We start from the raw sequence: 17,696 nt of genomic DNA, 5'->3' as shown, positions 1-17,696 counted from the left end.
AAGGGAGGGAACAACATGACAGATATGAAGCATGGGCAGGGTTTCATTCAACCGGAAATGCGCGACACGATTTTGCGTGAGCTGCGCGCGTTGGAGCAGGAAGAGCAGGTGCGCATTGTGTACGCCTGTGAATCAGGCAGTCGGGCATGGGGGTTTCCTTCACAGGACAGTGACTATGATGTACGATTTATTTATGTAAGACCCATAGAATGGTATTTATCTATTTTTGATAAGCGGGATGTGATTGAGCGGCCAATCAGCAATATGCTGGATATAAACGGTTGGGATTTGAAAAAGGCGCTCCATTTATTTCGCAAATCCAATCCGCCTTTGCTGGAATGGCTGCAATCTCCGATTCCCTATCTGGAGCAATATTCAGTGGCCGATCAGATCCGTGCAATCTCGCCGTTAACCTTCTCTCCGAAGTCCTGTATGTATCACTATCTGAATATGGCACGGGGAAACTATCGGGACTATTTGCAAGGTGAACAGGTGAAAATTAAAAAATATTTTTACGTGCTGCGTCCGCTGCTGGCCTGTGGCTGGATTGAACGTTACAACAGTATGCCTCCTATAAAATTCGTAGACTTGCTAGCGGAATTCATTCCGGTAGATACCGAACTTTATCAGGTGATCGAGCATTTGCTGGAGCGTAAAAAAGCGGGTGAGGAGCTGGATATGGAGCCGCAGCTTTCGGTGGTGAATGACTTTATTGAGCAGCAAATTGCTTATTTTGAACAGAAGGCGCCTTTGCTTCAGCATATGGAGGGCGGACGGGATCAGCAATTGGACGAGATGTTCCGCGCTGCGGTGAATGAAGTATGGAAAACATAAGCTGGGAAGGAGAAGTGGAGTATGCACATCACGCTAAAAGCAACCGGAAACAAGGCCGGGATGATTTCGCATTTGCTCGCCAAGAACCCTTACAATACGTATGATCGCACGGAAAAGGGTGCTCGTGTACGCATGGTGTACACCGTTTTTACGGAGGAAGAGGCAGAAATCGTCATTCAGGCTTCACCAGATTCGATAGATTTGGTCAAAAATAGTCCGGATAGCTATGACATTACACAATATATTAATGACCGGGAGTTTGTAACCAGCAGCTTGTTTTGCACCTATATTCGCGGCGCGCTTGGCACGGCCTTGAACGGCAAACCCAAGGAAGACTATGCAGCATGGGTGACGCATCCTTTTGCGCTGGAGTTATCGTTTGGGCCTGTTGCGTCAGATTTGCCAGATGCTGTGGTGGAGGGACTATTTGCGCCGCTGGGCTATCAAGTGACCATCGAACGAGGGAAAGCGGATTATTCTTTTCAGCTGAAAAATCGAAGCACCGTCAGATATGTCACGCTAAGCGGCCATCAGACGGTGCAATACGCGCTGCGTCAGTTATTGCTGTTAATTCCAGTGTTGGATAATTATAAGCACTACTATATTAGCAAAGAAGAGTTTGATAAGCTGAAACGTTACGGTGAAGGCTGGCTGCAAGAGCATCCGATGCGCGAGCTCATCATTCGACGCACGCTTCATTTTACCAATCTGATTGAGCAATTTGAGCAATCTGATTCTGCTGCTACACAGACTGAAAAACATGCGGTCCAAGAACAAAACCATAATCACGAACAGGATCAGCAGCAAGATCAGTCACTGGAGGAAGGAAAGCAACAGCCTGTAATGCGGCTAAATGAGCTGCGGTATCAAGCCATTATGGATGTGATTCGCAAGCTGCCCCGAAGACAGAAAATCGTAGATTTTGGATCAGGGGAAGGGAAGCTTTCGGCTCGGATGGCTCGAATCAAGGGCATTGAAGAGATTTGGGCTGTGGAGCCGTCTGCATATGCACAGGTGAGGGCTGTGGAGCGTTTTGCCAAGCTGGAAAGGCATGCCGATGCAATTCGCCCTACACCTATGATGGGCTCTCTCTTTTATTATGATGAACAATTGAGGGGAAAAGATGTGATGATCCTGTGTGAGGTCATTGAGCATGTGGATGAGCATCGTCTGAACCGGGTGATGGATACGATTGTGACAGAATATCAGCCGGGTGTGCTGATCGTGACGACTCCCAATCGCGAATATAATGAGGTGTATCGTATGGATCAGCAAGAGCTGCGGCATGGCGATCACCGTTTTGAATGGAGCAGAAGCGAGTTTCGTGAACGATGCGAGCAATGGATTGAGGAAGCTCCCTATTCATTAGCGCTGGAAGGGGTCGGAGAAGAGGTCGAAGGCTTTGGACAACCGACCCAAATGGCTGTATTTACGCGCAGAAAGGAGCCGAAGAATTCATGAGCAATTCATCCGAACGAACGATTAATCTACCGCATGCTGGACTGGTTGTGTTGGTAGGGGCCTCGAACAGTGGCAAAACCACTTTACTGGACAGGTTGGTGAGCGAAGGGATTCTATTGAAAACGGAAGTGGTATCCTCAGATCATTTTCGCCAGCTGGTCGGAGATACGGAATTTATAGACTGGAGCGGACTTCCAAGACTGGAATCGGACGTGCTGTTTTATGAGTATCAGCAGATGTCAGCCAAGGCGTTTGAAGCGATGGATACCATTCTGGCTATGCGCTGTCGTCTGAATAAGCTGACGGTTGTGGATGCCACCCATCTGTATGCTGAGGATCGCCAGAAATATGTACAGCTGGCAGCCAAAGCGCATGTACCAGTGATGGCCTTGGTGCTGGATGTGCCCGAATCTGTGCTGCTGGAACGTGATGCAGGTAGGGCGCATCCGCGTGGTCGCCAACGGGTCAAGCAGCAGGCACAGCTGTTAAAGCGGAACCTGCGCGGTATCCGGGAAGAAGGTTTTAACGCTTGTTATGTCCTCAAGGATGTAGAAAAGGTTAACTTTGCCCGCCGTGCTCAGCCGCTGTTTCATGATATAGGTGCAGGCATTGATATCATTGGTGACATCCACGGGTGCTACCGGGAGATGCTGGAGGTGTTAGAGCGGCTCGGATATATGGAAGATACGGAAGGACTATACCATCATCCAGAAGGCAGAAGACTGGTATCCGTTGGGGATGTGATGAGCCGTGGCCCAGCATCGTTATTAGCGGTGCAGTTTTGGAAAAAGCACGTGGATGCCGGACTCGCCTACATGATTGATAGCAATCATGGCTGGAAAATCGGTCGTTATCTTGATGGAAGAAAAGTAACTCTCAATCATGGAGATGAACGATTCGCAGAGGAACTGGTTCAATATGAACAAAAGGTGGGCAAGGCAGCAGCGGAACAGCTTAGAGGCGAGCTGAGGGATTTTCTGCTACATGCGCCCTCTCATCTTATTTTCGGCAGAAATGGGTTGCGACACCTGGTTGTGACTCATGCGGGGATTAAGGATCATTTTATTGGCAAACAGTCGGCACGTATTTCTGATTACTGTCGTTATGGAGATACGGATGGTCAGGATGCAGACGGAAAACCAATCCGCAAAGATTGGTTCGTAGAACATGAATCGGGAGAAATAGTAGTATGGGGACATGACCCGAGACCGCAGCCTACGATTGTGAACCAGACGGTGAATATTGATCAGGGTGTGGTATTTGGCGGCATGCTGACCGCTTATCGTTATCCGGAAAAGGAATTTGTCAGCGTTCCGGCTCATGAGAATTATGCGAATGACCCCGATAGCCCACTTGTCCGGTGGCAGAAAAAACGGTTTTCCCCGCCGAATTTACGTAAGCTCATCGCTGGTTACAGTGTACTAACGGAATCGTATGGCGAAGTGCGCGTACAAGGAGAATGGGTCAAATCCGCTATAGATACCGTGTCACATGTGACAGTACCGATGGAGGAACTGGTGTACATTCCACCAACTATGAGTCCTGCTCCCACGGTTTCCGCAGAAGAAGGATATCTGGAGCATCCGCGTGAGGCGCTGGCTTATTATCGTGGTCAAGGCGTACAAACGATGGTAGCGGAGAAAAAGCATATGGGTAGCCGGGCGATTTTGCTATTATTCAAAAACGAACAGGCTGCTGTCGAATATGTAGGATACCCGACATTAGGCACGATCTACAGCCGCAGCGGCCGCCCTTTCTTTGAACCAGGCCTTGCGAAGCAGGTGCTGGAAAAGCTGAATGCCGATCTACAGACTGCCGGGTATTTTGAGCGGAATCAGACGGATTTCGTGTTGTTGGATGCGGAAATTGTTCCGTGGAATCTCAAGGCTCGGGAACTGATTGCTGCACAGTATGCGCATGTGGGTGAAGCAGCTCTGCTGGATCGCAGTAAGCTGGTAGACAAGCTGAAGCAGGCGGAGGTTGCAGGCCGGGAGGTTGGAGACTGGCTGGAGGAAATGGAACGGAAATATGGCAATGCCGTAACGTTCCAAGAGGTTTTTCAAAAATATTGCTGGGATGTGGACGGTCTGGATGAAATTCGTATTGCACCATTTCATACACTGGCCCACAGCGGCCGGACGTTTTTTGACCAATCTCATCTTTGGCATATGGAGCACAACCGGGAGCTGGCAGGACTGTCCTCGCTGTTTATGGAGACAGAGTATCGGGTCATCACGGACGAAGCAAGCGAGGAAGAGGTTATCCGCTGGTGGAACGAGATGACAGAGGATGGTCATGAGGGCATTGTGATCAAGCCGGAACGCTTTTTGATGAAAAATCGGGACAAGATGATTCAGCCTGCAATCAAGGTGAGAGGCCGGAAGTATTTGCATATCATTTACGGTATGGATTATCTTGCCCCTGAGAATTTAAAGCGTCTGAAGCAGCGCCGAACGAACAAAAAGGAGCGTCATGCCCTGATAGAAGGAGCGCTTGGTATGGAGGGCGTGGAACGTTTTGTCCGTAAGGATACGGTGGATCGTATTCATGAATGCGTCCTTGCCGCGCTATCTTTGGAATCGGAGCCGATTGATCCGAGACTGTAGTTTGCGAAGGAGGGATTGAGATGGATAGGAGTACACCGTTAATTGATATTGGTGTGAACTTGATGCACCGTTCGTTTCATGCAGATCGGGAACAGGTGGTAGAGAGAGCAGCGGCTGTAGGAATTACACCGTTGATTATTACCGGAACCAGTGTCCGGAGCAGTCGGGAGGCTGCTCAGTATGCGGCTCGTTATCCGGGTAAACTGTACACGACGGCTGGCGTGCATCCCCATGATGCCAAAAGTTGCAGCACAGATACGATTCAGCAGCTCCGCCAACTTGTGGCTCAGCCGCAGGTCGTATCCATAGGGGAATGCGGGTTGGATTATAACCGTGATTTTTCTCCGCGTGATGTACAGCGCCGATGGTTCGGAGAGCAGATTCAACTGGCGGGGGAGCTGCATATGCCTTTATTCCTGCATGAACGAGATGCGCATGAGGACTTTGTCGCTATGTTGCGAGAGCATCAGGGGCTTGTTGATAAAGCGGTGGTGCATTGTTTTACCGGTACTGCACAGGAATTGCATACGTATGTGGAGATGGGACTGTATATCGGTATTACGGGCTGGATCTGTGATGAACGGCGCGGCAAGCATCTGCGGGAGCTGGTCAGGGATATTCCATTGGACCGGTTGATGATTGAAACGGACGCTCCATTTTTGACCCCGCGTAATTTGCCCGTGAAGCCCAAAGAAGGGCGTAATGAGCCGGTGTATCTCGCTCACATCGCCGCTACGATTGCCGAGTGCACAGGCCGCAGCATGATGGAGATCGAAATTGCGACGACGGAAACGGCCAAACGTTTCTTCGGATTATAGGATTGTCAAAGCCATGGATGTGGTATATATTATAGTGAATTAAAAAGCATTGTCGGGAGCTTGAGATAGTCAGGCTGAGAGGGTGGCCCTTGCCGCCGACCGTGAAATCTGATCTGGGTAATGCCAGCGTAGAGAAACCTAGAACACCTTACAAGAAACAGGAATACCGCCGATTAGCGGCGGCTAGTCGATGGATACGTTTCATATCCTATATCAAGTTAATGAGCTACAGTCTGTAAAAAGTTGCAGACGGACAAGCGTGTCTTGTTCTGTACCTGACTTTGGCTTGGTTTCAGTGCAGTAGACTGCTGTGCTATATGAGATATGTCGACAACTGATAATGTATGGTGATCATTTTATGACTGCGCATAAAGCTTGCCTGGAGATTCAGCTCCGGACAGGCTTTTTTTTATGGCCAAATGGCCTATTTTAAAGAAAAAGGGGAGCGTATCAACAATGAATACGAATGTAAGAGGAGTGTCCAAAGGGCTGAAGCTGACTGATATTTTGGTCACGATTGTAATCTCTGTAGTGTTTGGGCTGGTCTACAAAATATGGGGACCTGCCTATGATTTGATGAAACCATTCGGTCTGCACGCCGAACAACTAATGTATGGCATGTGGTTTATGGCTGGCACGTTCGCTTATCTCATCATTCGCAAACCGGGTGTTGCGATTTTGGCAGAGGTGGCCGCGGCAACCGTCAGTGCCTTTTTGGGAAGTGAATGGGGCATGTCCACCTTGTACTACGGTTTGCTGCAAGGCTTGGGAGCGGAGCTGTTCTTTGCGATTTTTCTGTATCGGAACGCCAACCTGTGGGTTGCTTCACTAGCTGCGGCAGGAGCGGCTGTCACTTCTCTGATTTTAGACTTCAGCTATGGGTATATTGATCAGCTATCGACCTGGAACTATGTTTTGTATATTGGATTTCGGATGATTGGCAGTATTGTGATTGCTGGAATATTCGCTTTCTATCTGGCTAAGGCATTGGAAGTAACCGGCGTTACGCGAAGTTTGAGACCGGCAACGGAACAAGATTATAAGGGGCTGGATTGATGAGTCCGACCAACGAAGATGTGGTGGCTTCGATCACCCGTCTTCGGTTGAAATTCCCCGGTGAGCAAGAGCTGCTTTTTCACAATATGTCCTTATCTGTTCGCAAAGGGGAAAAGCTGCTGCTACTGGGGCCGAGCGGATGCGGCAAATCAACGCTGCTTCAGGTGCTGAGCGGTCTGATTCCACGCACGATAGAAGTGCCTATGAAATGCGATGCTGCCGTGATCCCGAGTCTCTCTGGTATTGTATTTCAAGATCCCGACACACAGTTTTGTATGTCATATGCAGACGAGGAACTGGCTTTTGTATTGGAAAATAAGCAGGTTCCAAGGGAGCAGATGCCATCCCGTATTCGCGAGCTGCTAATGCAGGTTGGTCTTCCAACGCATGATATACATCTGCCCATTGCCAGCATGTCACAAGGAATGAAACAGCGGCTGGCGATTGCATCGGTGCTGGCTATGGAACCGGAAGTGCTTTTTCTGGATGAGCCGACAGCCTTGTTGGACGAGGAAGGTACTACACAGGTGTGGGATACCATTCGCAACATTTCGGCAGACCAGACGCTGGTGATTGTAGAGCATAAAATTAATGAAATTGTCCAGGATGTGGATCGGATTGTGGTGCTTTCTGCTCAAGGGGAGATTATTGCGGACGGAAGGGCGGAAGAAGTATTTCATATACACCGACAAGCATTATCCGAGTATGGCGTGTGGTATCCGGGAGTATGGGATGAATCGTCTTCACCACGTTGGAATGATTCTATGACGCAGCAGAATGATGCGTTGCTTGCGGATAGTCCGTCCACTTCAGCATGTACAACAAATTTGCTGGAGTTGAAACATTTTAGCGGACTTCGGGGAGGGAGCTCAGTCATTTATGTGGAGCAAGCGCAGGTGAAGCCTGGCGACTGGATTGGTGTGGTCGGTGAAAACGGGGCTGGCAAAAGCTCGCTTTTGCTCTCTATGATGCGCTTACTTCACACGCAGGGGTGTTATCGCGTGTGCGGAGCTGAGGCAGGCAATACGGAGCAACTGGCTGGGCGCATTGGGTTCGCGTTTCAAAATCCAGAGCTGCAATTTGTAGCGAACACCGTGCGAAGTGAACTGGAGTATTCGTTACCCAAGAGTTTGTTTACAGCTGAACAGTGTAGGGAACGAGTGGATCGAATGCTTATACAATTCGGAATGGAGCGGCTGGATGAGCGCCATCCGTATCAGCTCTCGCTGGGTCAAAAAAGACGATTAAGTATTGCTACGGCAATGATCCGGGAGCCGGAAGTGCTGCTGCTGGACGAACCGACTTTTGGGCAGGATGCGCGTAATACCTTTGTCATGCTGGATATGTTGGAACAGCTGAGAGTGGCAGGCACGGCCATTGTGATGGTTACGCATGACCCGGAAATTGTCCGTCGATATTGTACTGATATATGGCGGATTCAGAAAGGGGAACTACAGTATGAGTCTGTCCTTTCCTCATCATGAAACATGGCTGCATCGTGTGAATCCGGGCCTAAAGCTCGTAATGTTTTCTCTGCTGTTTGTGATCGTTATAGTCATCCATGATCCGAACGTTATGTTTAATGTTACATGTGCTATGCTGCTGTTGCTTGTCTGGTCAGGCCATCCATGGAAGCGGCTGCTGCTGTATGGATCTCCCTTTATATTGGTGTTTATTTCAACCTCAACAGGCATGATGATGTTTGGCAAGGGAGTGACGACCTGGTGGACATGGGGCCTGATCCATATTACGCAGGAAAGCTTTTTCCGAGGGATGCATCTGGGTTTTCGTGCACTGAGTATGGCCGCAGCAGGGTTGCTGTTTGGTTTAACGACTCGTCCGGTGAGCCTTTTTTATTCACTGATGCAGCAATGGAAGCTCCCTCCCAAGTATGCGTACAGCTTTTTGGCAGCTATGCGGTTGATGCCGATGATGCTGGATGAATTTCAGGCTTTGAGACATGCCCACCGTATTCGAGGTTTGCACCAGCATGTGTCCAAATGGAATATGTATGCCACGCTGCGCAGGTACGCCATTCCGCTGCTCGCTCAAAGTATCCGGCGTGCGCAGCGCATTGCTATAGCCATGGAAGCCAAGGGTTTTGCTAATGAAACCAAGCGTACGTATTATTATGCGATCGGCTATTCGGCTGTAGATATTATATTTATTTTGTATTTTGTGGTGCTGCTGATGCTAGCTTGGGGACTTGGTACCTGCTTTCCTTATGTGGGGGTATGGGATGTACGTTAATTGTTGTCAAAAGGCTTTGCCCGATTTCTGCTCTGTGGTATATTAATGCAATGGGAATTGACGGCTCGTACAGACCCGCCTGGGCTGGCGGGCTTATTACATTTTCCCGCAGTAATGGATCATCAGGAGGCCAAGTTTCATGATTACGCTGCATCAGGTAAACAAGCATTATACCACCTCAAGCGGCCCATTTCATGCGGTTCAATCCGTGTCTCTTCAAGTGGAGGAAGGGGAAATTCACGGTATCATAGGTGCCAGCGGTGCCGGCAAGTCTACGTTACTCCGGTTGATGAATGTATTGGAAAGGCCGGATGAGGGAAACGTGGTTGTGAACGGGGAAGATCTGACTCGCATGCCGGAAAAACATCTCCGTGAAGCGCGGCGATCCATAGGGATGATTTTTCAGCATTATCATCTTGTTCATAATCGGACGGTAAGTGGAAATGTAGCAATGCCGTTGGAACTGGCAGGTGTCGCGAAAAAAGAGAGAGCAGAACGCGTGCGCGAATGCCTGCAATTCGTTGGTTTAGCGGATAAGGCAGAACAGTATCCGGCACAACTGAGCGGAGGCCAAAAGCAACGTGTGGCGATTGCCAGAGCACTGGCGAATCGTCCTGCGGTGCTGCTTTGTGATGAGCCGACCTCGGCCCTTGATCCGCAGACGACTGCGGATATTCTAGGTGTGTTACGGGAGATCAACCGTGAACTGGGAGTTACGATTGTAATCGTCACACACGATATGGACGTGGTACGCAATATTTGTACCCGTGTATCCGAAATGCGGGACGGGCATTTACTTTCAACGAAACATGTAGCTGACCCTATGGTAGGTTCAACCTTGGAAGCAGGTGAAGCTGATGAATGACATGTTGAGCATCATTGCGCAGTATCAGTCAGAGATATGGAAAGCCATCGGGGAGACGTTTATCATGGTGGGGATTTCCATTGCAGCAGCTGTGCTGTTAGGGCTTCCGGCAGGAACGATTTTGTATTTGTGCGGCAAAGGGCAAAAATATGAAAATCGACTGCTCTTCACCATACTGAACAGTCTGGTCAATGTCATCCGCTCGTTTCCGTTTTTGCTGCTCGTGGTGTTTATGATTCCATTTACACGTTTGGTGGTAGGCACGGCGCTGGGCACGATGGCTGCTACGGTTCCCTTGTCAGTGGTAGCCATCGCCTATTATTCGAGACTGGTGGAACAATCGTTGCTTGAGGTGCCCAAGGGTGTGATTGAAGCCGCTACGTCTATGGGAGCATCCACGCTCCAGCTTATTTTTAAATTTCTATACGTGGAAGCCCGTTCCGGACTTGTACTGGGTTTGACCACATCCACCATTAGCTTCATCTCCTACTCCACGGTGATGGGCATAGTGGGCGGCGGCGGGGTAGGCGATTTTGCCATCCGCTATGGTTACCAGCGGTTTGAAACAGGCTTGATGGCGTTCACCATCGTCGTTATGATTATTTTCGTACAAACGATCCAGTTCACCGGAAGCACCATATCCCGCCGGATCGACAAGCGGTAAGAGGTTTATGAATCTCTTTATTAACACTTGCACAACTCACTATGGGAAATAAAAATGACTTTACAGTGCCTCAAAAGCGGAGCGGGCAGAATTGTTCTGGAGAAGCGTTAGCGTTCGCCTTTGAAATGGGATTCTAACCTATCATCACTTTAAATGAGAGAATCCCATTTCAACAGCGATCGGAAGAACAATCTGCACGCGAAGCGGCTCGACCTCCCACTGTAACTCATTTTTTATCTTCCCAATCACAACTAATTTGGAGGTTCATCATCGAATGAGTCGGAAAAACAACATGAAAACGAACTTGAAATTACTTACACTATTTGCAGTGGTTATGCTGCTGGTTGCCGGATGCGGTGGTCAGAAGCAGGCTACACAAGAAACAACAACTAAAGAAGCAACATCCCAAAAAGAAGTGACCTTGAAAGTAGCCACGCTGATCCCACCGATGACAGATGTGCTGGATATCGTGAAGCCACTGCTTAAACAGGACGGAGTCAATCTGGAAATTGTTGTGCTGTCAGACAATATCCAACCGAACAACGCATTGGCAAGCCGTGAAGTGGATGCTAACTTCTTTCAGCATGCTCCGTTTATGCAACAATATAATGAAAGCAACAAATCTGATTTGGTAGCGGTAAAACCGATTTACAACGCCATTTATGGCGCGTACTCCAAAAAATACAAGAACGTTAAAGACCTGCCCGAAGGTGCGACGATTGCCATTGCCAATGATCCGGCTAATACCGGACGTTCTTTGGTAATGATGGAGCAAAACGGTCTAATCAAGCTTAAAGAAGGTGTAGGCTATAATGCTACACAGGCTGATATTATTGAGAATAAGAAAAAGTTAGTGTTTAAAGAAGTGGATTTGTTGATGCTGGCGCGGTCGCTGGATGATGTGGACATGGCTGCCATGTATCCTGCATATGCCAAGCCGCTCGGTCTGACACCGAAGAAGGACGCGCTGATTACCGAAAAAGATGATACGCACTTTGCCATTAATTTGGTAGCGCGTAAGGATAATGCAGATTCCGATGCCATTCAAAAGCTGGCAAAACGAATGACCGGACCGGAAGTACGCAAATTTTTTGAGGACAATTACAAGGATAGCGTGGTTCCAGCATTTTAAATAAATGAGGATTTTGCAAAAATCCAATAAGCGACTTCCAATGAATAAGATATAGATCGAAATGGTTTAGTTCGTCTATATCTTGCACTTTGGAGCGACTGGAATCGAATTTTGCAAAATCCTGAAATAAGTATTGAAACATTATTTTTGATGATATTTGACCTGTATAATGGAGTGCAGTCTGTGAAGAGCAGATGGTCTCCCTTGTGCAGGTCTTTTTCTTTTTCATCCTTAATATGGGTAAAATTCATCGAAATCAGGGTACAAAGTCTTATTTTTTAAGATTTTAGTGTATTACAGCACTGTGAATTTTGGTCATAAAGGGTGATAGAGTAATGATAAGGAACCTATTAAAATAAATATACGAACAAACATTCGTTTTATGTTTTGTTAACGATGTTTGTAGGAGGGTCGAGAAATTCAGCTGACAACGGTTCAAAAGCGTCAATAAAAAGGAAGGTAAACAATATGAAGCTGTTTGTAACTGTAAAAAGTTTGGGAAAGCGTAAACCCGCACTCGCACAACAGGAAATAGAGCTGAGCCCTACTCCAGAAACATTGCGAGATTTGATTACAGCAACCGTTGCCCTGAATGTTCAAAAGCTACGAGAAAAGCAGGAGAGTGTCGCGCTGATTCCGTTCCTCACGGGAGAGGAAATTCAGGCACAAGGCGAGACAGGCAAAGTTGGATTCGGTTCCATATATAATGATGGTGTTCCTAATATTGAGGCTGCCGTGAACACGGCGATGCAGGCCTTTGAGGATGGTTTATACAGGGTTTTTGTATGTGATGAGGAAGCGATTGAACTGGACGCTCCTTTGTCACTTCATGCAGGGGATGAGATTGTATTTGTACGTTTCACAATGTTGGCTGGAGGCCTATGGTAGAGGAGGAGACGAAATATGCATCAGGAGAACAATGAGCAAGAATATTTCGCCACACTGAAAGAGCGCACGACGCAACTGGGTGGACAACAGCAGGAGTTGGCTCAGTATGTTGTGGAACTGGGTAAGCTTCATTACATACAAGAGGTTGAGGAGCCATTTATCAAATGTCAGCAAATACTGAAAGAACGGGCGGCAGAAAGCGGAGAACCGCTGTTCAAGCCACTGGCAGAAGTGTTGCGTTCTCTAATTGGACAAACAGCTGGCGATGTGTTTGCACATCTAACCGAGCATGTGATCGAATATCCTTACAGCACTGGGTATGAGCGCAGACCGTTTCGCACTTCTGATATTACCGCTCATACTTCCCGGGTTTATAAAAAAATGGTGCAGTTGATCCGAATGGACTGTATCGGATTCTCTATAATGGATTATTTAACGAAAAAGGATTACGAACCAGGCAGGGATTACCGGATTCAGGAAACGATTGGTGATTGGATTGCTTACGAGCTAGACAACGGCAATTCACAGGTGCTAGAGGCGCTAAAAGCTATTATTTATGGGGATAATCAGGCGGCGCTACTTACGCGCAATATGATTAAAGGCATGCTGCTAAGCCATCAAGATGAGAATTATCACATGATTGGCGAGCTGCTGGCAGCGGCCAGGCTTCAAGAGGGATTACGCCAAAGCATTGTGGAGCAAATGGATGAAGGAACTCCTCAGGCTCTCATTTATCTGTTAAAGGTGATCATCGACCAAGGCTTCATTCGATACAGTTCGGTAGTGCGGGCGCTTGCAGTGTGGACGGGCATGGGCTTGGAATCTGCCAATCAGCGGGTCGTTCGCCAGCTGATCGAGCAGGCATATGAAGCATTAACTCGCACTGAACTGCGCCAGGAATGGCTGACCAGCTCAAATGCTAACGAACTGTATATGAGCTTGTGGGCTACGGCAGTACATGAGGAACGTGATTTATATGGACAGGTTCGCCAACTTATGGAGCAGGGAGCAGCATACCAGAAGATTGTAGCACAGTATGTACTGTCTAATACTAAAAACAAGGATCTGCGCCTCGGAATTGCGAGAGAATATCTGGATGAGACGGACCCCGAGCTTCGCTATTGGATACTGACGAACTATACAACTGATTATTTTTATGAATGGGTAGAAGGCGGGACGGTCGCGGATCGAATCGTTAAAGTGGCGCGCACTCCTTTGCTGGATAGCAAAGAGGAGCGTCGTAAGGATTTTGAACGACTTCATAATCTATTTGTACATATGAAAAAGGGTGAGTCTACCGAGCCTTCCAAGGTGCTGGATTATGTAAACCTGTATCACCGCTCGGATGCACCTATTCAAAAAATGCTGTATCTCGCTGGTTATGATATGGATGCTTCCTGGATTGGGGAAATTATAGCCTTAAAGGATCAGATTAGCCCTAATCTGCGCAGCGAGATATTGAACCATTTTGTGCAGAACCCTGAGGATGCGGTACAGCGTGATTTTATTTTTTCCAGCTTGTCTGACAAAAGTATGAGTATCCGTGAGTTCGCTGTGGCCAAGGCGCGCAAGCTGACGCTGTCGGAACCAGAAATGCAGCAAATGGAAGCTTTATTAAAGCTCAAGACAGGCTCGTTGCGACAAAGTGTCATTGGTGTGTTGCTTTCACAATCGGAAGATCCGCTCGCTGGCTCATTGGAACGCTTGCTTCGTGCGAAGGCGGAACTGCAACGATTGGGTGGACTGGAAATATTGACAAAGATATATGCAGACCCGGATCGTGCCCAGCAGTATGAAAATCTGCGGGCTTTAGCGGATATCATTCAGCAACCCACCGCCAAAGAGGAGCAACTGCTGTCCAAGCTGGGACAGGAGGATGCTTATACAGGGACAAACGGCTTTGGCTTGTACGATCCGAATGTCAAGGAAGCTTGGTTGGAAGAGAAGGTTGATCTGGGTGATTTCCGAATGGCCGATGTTTTTGCTAGTCCATTGGAGAAGCTCAAGCAGTTTTTGAGTGGACTGGATGAGCTTGTTCATCATCATCGTGATGTGGAATATACTGCGGAGTATTATTCAGGCTACAAAGATACATTGCTTATTGGGACGAATCTTCGCCCTCTACGACTGGTTCAGGTCGATGAAGAAGTAGATTCCAGGCTGTCTTTATATCCTCTTTATGAGGAATGGGAACGTTATTTGCAGGAAAGCGGCATAGAAGCACGTGATCTGCTGGAGCTTGTTTTATATGATCGATTGGAGCCAATGGACCAAACGTTGGATCGCTACTATCGATATTTCTCATTTAACTTTGGCTATTCAGAACAAAGCAAGCAAAAGCTGCTAGAAGGATGGCGTAAAGACTTCGCCGAACAAATGTATCCTTTAGAGCGGATTAACGAGGTTCAAAAGTGGATGGCAGAGCTGACCTATTCCGATCAGGTAAGCACATTAATTAATGCTTATTTTATGGACACAGCCGGTTCCGAAACATTTGACGTAATCGACCTTGCCTTCAATTCACTAATGCAAAGTATGCCTAAGGATAGACCTGTAGAGGATATGGGAATGTTTCATTTATTGTCCGGCCCGTGGTTGGCATTGGAGAAAGGGCGAGTCCATGATAATGAGTCCTTTAAGCGTTTTTTCCATACCTTTGTGAACTACGCAGAATGGCCAGGCATGGAAAATCGTTTTTATTCTCCGCTGGACCTAGAGGATCACTTCAAAGCCTATGAAAAAGGGCTGATCAGTGTAGGTGAAGTGTATCGGGAGCTGCTGGCCGGTAGTGAAAGCAGAAGGCATATGAGCACCTTAACCAATGCTCGTAATACATGGATTTCCAGCAAGCCAGAATTTTTGGAGATACGTCGTACGGTTATTGATCGACTGTTAGAGGTTGAATTGGTTCGAGGCGATTTGCCTACCGAAGCCACGTCAAAGGTGATGGGTCTGAGCCGGATTGAAGGCATGGATTATTTTATCCGTATTCTGGAGGGGCTCGACAAGGAAACGTTCGTGCGTGGTTATGTGTATGGCTACGGTGATCGTATTACCAAAAAAGAATCGTTCAGCCACTTGCTCAAGGCATGTTATCCAAGTGATGGCGAGGATGCTGCATTACTCAAGGAGAAGCTGAAGAAAACTAAAATTACAGATAAACGTTTGTTGGAGGCGGCAATGTATGCCCCACAATGGATTGAGATTGTAGCAGGCTATCTCGGGTGGGAAGGACTTCGCAGTGCAGCATGGTACTTCCATGCGCATATCAATGAAGGCTTTTCGGCTGAGAAGGAAACGATTGTAGCTCATTATTCACCGATAGCTCCGCAGGATTTTAATGATGGTGCCTTTGATATTCACTGGTTTCATGAGGCCTATGAGACGCTGGGCGAGGAACGATTTGATCTGCTGTACGACTGTGCCAAGTATATTTCGGCTGGAGCCAATCATCGTCGATCCCAATTGTTTGCGGATGCGACGTTGGGTAAGCTGAAACGGAGTGAAATGGAAAAATCGGTGGAAGACAAGCGAAACAAAGACCATTTGTTGACCTACAGTTTGATTCCACTTGCCGAGCCGCCTGAACCAGATGTCCGCGAACGTTATGATTTCATCCAGAAGTTTCTGGAACAAAGCAAGAAATTCGGGGCACAGCGTAAGGCTAGTGAGGCACTGGTTTCACGGATTGCGCTCGGGAATTTGGCACGTAATGCAGGTTATGATGACGTAACCCGTCTCGTCTGGGACATGGAAGCTCGCAAGCTGGATGATCTCCGCTCTTATTTTGAGCCCCATGCCTTGGATGAGGCTACAACGATACAACTCGTCATTGATGATGAAGGAACGGCAGATATTGAAATTGTCAGCAAAGGGAAGACGCTGAAATCCATTCCGGCTCGTTTCAAGAAGGATGAGTATGTTACGGCGTTGAAAGAGCTTAAAGGAGATCTGGTAGACCAATATCGCAGAGCTCGCAAAGAATTGGAACGCTCTATGGAGTCTGGTACGACCTTTATGGTGAAGGAATTAAGAGGATTGTTAGGCAATCCTGTGCTTACTCCGCTGGTGAGGACACTGGTTTTCAAAGCTGGTGATCACCTCGGTTATTTTAATGGGGATACGTTGGTGTTGACTGCTCCTTCTGCTGAACAGCATACTATTGGAGAAGAGGATAAGTTGGTTATTGCACATCCACTTCATTTGTACGAAAGTGGTCGTTGGAGCGAATTCCAGAAGGACTTATTCGACCGCCAGATACGCCAGCCATTTAAGCAGGTGTTCCGTGAGCTGTATCTGCTGAATGCTGATGAACGTGCCAACGCGACAGTTTCCCGTCGGTATGCGGGACATCAGGTACAGCCGAATAAAACGGTATCCTTACTAAAAGGTCGACAATGGACGGTCAGCTATGAGGATGGACTACAGAAGGTGTACTATGCCGAGAATTTGATTGCGAACCTGTATGCTATGGCCGACTGGTTCTCACCAGCGGATACTGAGGCTCCTACACTGGAGACCGTGCAGTTCTTTGATCGGACAACATATAAGAGCGTGCCTTTGGAGGAAGTTCCACCTGTTCTGTTCTCTGAAGTTATGCGGGACGTCGATCTGGTCGTCAGTGTTGCTCATGTAGGCGGCGTTGATCCAGAGGCTAGTCTGACAACCGTTGAAATGCGTAAGGTCATTGTACAGGAATCCCTTCGTCTGCTGAAAATTAGCAATGTACGCTTAGATGGGAATTACGCACGTATAGATGGGAATCTTGGCGAGTATGCGGTGCACCTCGGAAGCGGTGGGGTCTACAAGCAAGCCAAGGGAGCACTGCACATTATTCCGGTGCATTCGCAGCATCGTGGTCGCATCTTCCTGCCGTTTCTGGATGAGGATCCAAGAACAGCCGAGATTCTATCCAAAATAGCGTTGCTGGCTGATGATCAGAAAATCAAGGACCCACAAATTCTTGAACAGCTTCAAGCGTAGGATAGAAATTGTAATATAGAGAAATTCATAATTAACTCAACGTTCGCATCTAGACAAGGTTTCAAATCATCGACTGTGCAAGTGGAAGCTAAGTTTAGCTGCGGAGGTTGAGTTATTTAATATCAGGTATGAATCGAGC

General features: G+C 47.8%; 12 protein-coding genes. All 12 read left to right on the top strand.

From position 1 onward, the window contains the following. Positions 1-15 precede the first annotated feature (15 nt). Positions 16-834 carry a nucleotidyltransferase domain-containing protein gene (locus tag G9G57_RS14480; protein ID WP_164965125.1) on the top strand — a complete coding sequence of 273 codons (819 nt, stop codon included), beginning with the start codon at positions 16-18 and terminating at the stop codon, positions 832-834. 21 nt (positions 835-855) lie between these two features. Beyond that, positions 856-2,295: a 3' terminal RNA ribose 2'-O-methyltransferase Hen1 gene (locus G9G57_RS14475; RefSeq protein WP_164965124.1), complete on the top strand. Its 1,440-nt coding sequence runs from the start codon at positions 856-858 to the stop codon at positions 2,293-2,295. After that, positions 2,292-4,901, top strand: coding sequence for a polynucleotide kinase-phosphatase (locus tag G9G57_RS14470; RefSeq protein ID WP_164965123.1), 2,610 nt, complete (start codon positions 2,292-2,294; stop codon positions 4,899-4,901). Before G9G57_RS14475 ends, G9G57_RS14470 begins: the two co-directional genes overlap by 4 nt. Positions 4,902-4,921: 20 nt before the next feature. Further along, positions 4,922-5,719 (top strand): TatD family hydrolase, encoded by a 798-nt coding sequence (locus G9G57_RS14465; RefSeq protein ID WP_164965122.1) that lies wholly within the window; start codon positions 4,922-4,924, stop codon positions 5,717-5,719. A 456-nt stretch (positions 5,720-6,175) separates the two neighbouring features. Beyond that, positions 6,176-6,775, top strand: coding sequence for an ECF transporter S component (locus tag G9G57_RS14460; RefSeq protein WP_164965121.1), 600 nt, complete (start codon positions 6,176-6,178; stop codon positions 6,773-6,775). Then, positions 6,775-8,259: an ABC transporter ATP-binding protein gene (locus G9G57_RS14455; protein ID WP_164965120.1), complete on the top strand. Its 1,485-nt coding sequence runs from the start codon at positions 6,775-6,777 to the stop codon at positions 8,257-8,259. The genes G9G57_RS14460 and G9G57_RS14455 overlap by 1 nt, the downstream gene beginning before the upstream one ends. Next, positions 8,234-9,025: an energy-coupling factor transporter transmembrane component T family protein gene (locus G9G57_RS14450; protein WP_019686248.1), complete on the top strand. Its 792-nt coding sequence runs from the start codon at positions 8,234-8,236 to the stop codon at positions 9,023-9,025. Before G9G57_RS14455 ends, G9G57_RS14450 begins: the two co-directional genes overlap by 26 nt. A gap of 139 nt (positions 9,026-9,164) precedes the next feature. Then, positions 9,165-9,890, top strand: coding sequence for a methionine ABC transporter ATP-binding protein (locus G9G57_RS14445; protein WP_019686249.1), 726 nt, complete (start codon positions 9,165-9,167; stop codon positions 9,888-9,890). Continuing rightward, positions 9,883-10,554, top strand: coding sequence for a methionine ABC transporter permease (locus tag G9G57_RS14440; protein WP_019686250.1), 672 nt, complete (start codon positions 9,883-9,885; stop codon positions 10,552-10,554). Before G9G57_RS14445 ends, G9G57_RS14440 begins: the two co-directional genes overlap by 8 nt. 274 nt (positions 10,555-10,828) lie before the next feature. Then, positions 10,829-11,686 carry a MetQ/NlpA family ABC transporter substrate-binding protein gene (locus G9G57_RS14435; protein ID WP_164965119.1) on the top strand — a complete coding sequence of 286 codons (858 nt, stop codon included), beginning with the start codon at positions 10,829-10,831 and terminating at the stop codon, positions 11,684-11,686. A gap of 468 nt (positions 11,687-12,154) precedes the next feature. After that, positions 12,155-12,574: a hypothetical protein gene (locus tag G9G57_RS14430; protein WP_164965118.1), complete on the top strand. Its 420-nt coding sequence runs from the start codon at positions 12,155-12,157 to the stop codon at positions 12,572-12,574. 15 nt (positions 12,575-12,589) lie between these two features. Then, positions 12,590-17,557: a DUF4132 domain-containing protein gene (locus G9G57_RS14425; protein WP_164965117.1), complete on the top strand. Its 4,968-nt coding sequence runs from the start codon at positions 12,590-12,592 to the stop codon at positions 17,555-17,557. Positions 17,558-17,696: the final 139 nt, after the last annotated feature.

Origin of the sequence: Paenibacillus sp. EKM211P (assembly GCF_011066175.1) — a bacterium.
GTDB lineage: Bacteria > Bacillota > Bacilli > Paenibacillales > Paenibacillaceae > Paenibacillus > Paenibacillus polymyxa.
This window is presented reverse-complemented; position numbering and strand designations above follow the sequence as displayed.

Bases quoted from the DNA above. Each gene is read 5' to 3' on its own strand.
- G9G57_RS14460 (WP_164965121.1), top strand. From the start codon at position 6,176: ATGAATACGAATGTAAGAGGAGTGTCCAAAGGGCTGAAGCTGACTGAT.
- G9G57_RS14455 (WP_164965120.1), top strand. From the start codon at position 6,775: ATGAGTCCGACCAACGAAGATGTGGTGGCTTCGATCACCCGTCTTCGG.
- G9G57_RS14445 (WP_019686249.1), top strand. From the start codon at position 9,165: ATGATTACGCTGCATCAGGTAAACAAGCATTATACCACCTCAAGCGGC.
- G9G57_RS14440 (WP_019686250.1), top strand. From the start codon at position 9,883: ATGAATGACATGTTGAGCATCATTGCGCAGTATCAGTCAGAGATATGG.
- G9G57_RS14465 (WP_164965122.1), top strand. From the start codon at position 4,922: ATGGATAGGAGTACACCGTTAATTGATATTGGTGTGAACTTGATGCAC.
- G9G57_RS14450 (WP_019686248.1), top strand. From the start codon at position 8,234: ATGAGTCTGTCCTTTCCTCATCATGAAACATGGCTGCATCGTGTGAAT.
- G9G57_RS14425 (WP_164965117.1), top strand. From the start codon at position 12,590: ATGCATCAGGAGAACAATGAGCAAGAATATTTCGCCACACTGAAAGAG.
- G9G57_RS14470 (WP_164965123.1), top strand. From the start codon at position 2,292: ATGAGCAATTCATCCGAACGAACGATTAATCTACCGCATGCTGGACTG.
- G9G57_RS14480 (WP_164965125.1), top strand. From the start codon at position 16: ATGACAGATATGAAGCATGGGCAGGGTTTCATTCAACCGGAAATGCGC.
- G9G57_RS14435 (WP_164965119.1), top strand. From the start codon at position 10,829: ATGAGTCGGAAAAACAACATGAAAACGAACTTGAAATTACTTACACTA.
- G9G57_RS14475 (WP_164965124.1), top strand. From the start codon at position 856: ATGCACATCACGCTAAAAGCAACCGGAAACAAGGCCGGGATGATTTCG.
- G9G57_RS14430 (WP_164965118.1), top strand. From the start codon at position 12,155: ATGAAGCTGTTTGTAACTGTAAAAAGTTTGGGAAAGCGTAAACCCGCA.